This is a genomic window from Ilumatobacter sp. (assembly GCF_041688325.1).
In the GTDB taxonomy this organism is placed as follows: domain Bacteria; phylum Actinomycetota; class Acidimicrobiia; order Acidimicrobiales; family Ilumatobacteraceae; genus Ilumatobacter_A.
Map to the genome: position 1 here is coordinate 1 of NZ_JBDNIJ010000402.1, position 1,864 is coordinate 1,864.

Genomic DNA, 1,864 nt, shown 5'->3' on the forward strand with positions numbered 1-1,864 from the left:
TCAGCGGGTGCGCCGTCAATAAGCCGGGTCCGCACATCGGCGTTGGCCAGAGCTGTACACGCTGATTCGGCGCTGAGGGGCACGTCGCCAAGCAGGGTCGCCGTGTCGCCAAGGCACGAGATGGTGTAGCTGATGTCGCCGGTGTCTGGGTGTGTGACGGTGATGTCGAGTGTGGCGACCGGATAGGGGCCTGCCCCGAGCGGGCCATCGGGAATCATCGAGTTGCCTCCGCCGGAATCGGAGACATCGCTGGAGCCGCAGGACACGGCGAACAGGGTGAGGAACAACAGAACAGCAGGTGATCTCATACTGGTTGGACGGCGGTGGCGCCCCGCTGGTTCCCGACAGATCCAGGAACGCGACAGAGCCCAGATCTCGAAGATGCGAGATCTGGGCTCCGTCAACGCTTGAGCAGGCGCAGTGTCGTTTACTCAGTCGCTCGTCAGAGTGGCTTCATTGTGAATGTGCCAACATCGGTCGGGCCGGAGCTACTGCCCCTGTCCGAGGTGTAGTCACCCGTGAACTCGGCCGCATTGCCGACGATGTTGGTCAGTTTCCACGTGCCACCGTTCGGTGAGGACGGGTTGGCCGTCTGGGAGCTATTGAGGTTGACATCCATGCTCCTCGATTCGCACACCACCCGCCCGGTGTTCGGGGTTCCCCCTGGGTTGACGCCCGCGTACGCGTACGGTTGGCCAGCACCCTGGTACGCGGCCGATGTACCGGCGACGACTCCGTTGTTCACGGCGAACCGAACCCGGAACTTGCTCTCAGGTGGCTTGATGCCGGGGGTTGTCCCGGTGAAGACCAATTCGTAGGTCTTCACAGCAATCGTCAGACCGCAGGCCCCTCCGCTGGTGGCTGGCACGATGGTCGGGCTGGCAACCGGCAGGTCAGGTGTTGTGGTGCCGTTCTTGTACATCTGGAACTTGCCGGTGTCGGGGCCGGCAAAATCTGTGCGGCGGGCATAGTTGCCAGAGAGGATGCCGGTTGCTTCGACGTACTTGAGATTGGTGAAGTCCCACTTCGAACCGAGTGAACTCGGTGCACCTTCACATTCGCTTGTGCCTGCCGGCACCGAACCGAAACCACCAGCAATCGTGACAACGAGTGTGCTGTTGTTGGCGCCCTTGAGCACACTGCCAAAGGCGCAGGAGCTCTTGGAGTCGCTGTTGTTGCCATTTTGTCCTTTGGTACCTTCAACGGTTCCGGCGTTAATTCCGAAACGCACGAGATCCCAGTTGGCGGTGGGCGCCTTTCCGGGGATATCTCCGGCAAACTCCACCTTCCATGTCTGGCTCGCAACGGTTGGGACTGCCGCAGGGTCACACGATGCGTTTCCTGCGGCGACGCTTTCGGCCTTCGTTTTCGTTGTCTCGGCGACCTTGTCGACTGGTCCGAGGGTGATGACCGTGCCAGGTTGCAGCGTCTCAAGGTACTTACATGTCGAATCGAGGACGTCGTCTTTCTTGACGTACAACACAACCACGTTCTCTTGCCAGGAAACGGCACCACCAACGAGGGCGTAGACCCACGTATCAAGTTCGTACCCGCTGACGATCATCACGTCTGGTTTGTCGCCGGCGACCTCGTTATCGCAGAACTTCGCAATTTCGACTGCCGTGTCCTGACGACTGGGTCCGTACAGCCTCGTCACGGTTGTGCTTCCGGCCTTGGACTTGATCTCGTCGAAGACCTTCGCTTCGAGAGCAGCCTCGCCACCCATCAAGATGATGCGGTTATTCTTCTTCGCGCCGTCAAAGAGATTGGCGCTCACAACGCTCTTCAGGCTGCCACTGGCAGTCACGAGAATCGGGTGTTGCAAACGTCCGGCACATGCGCCACCGGTAGCGGCATCGGCGAA

General features: G+C 60.3%; 2 protein-coding genes. Both read right to left on the reverse strand.

Annotated features, from left to right (window positions below):
- On the reverse strand, nt 1-308 hold a 308-nt coding region (locus ACH2EI_RS19980; protein WP_395161307.1), incomplete at its 3' end, for a hypothetical protein.
- A 134-nt stretch (nt 309-442) separates the two neighbouring features.
- Nucleotides 443-1,864: cell wall-binding repeat-containing protein (locus ACH2EI_RS19985; protein WP_395161309.1), on the reverse strand; the 1,422-nt coding region annotated here is incomplete at its 5' end.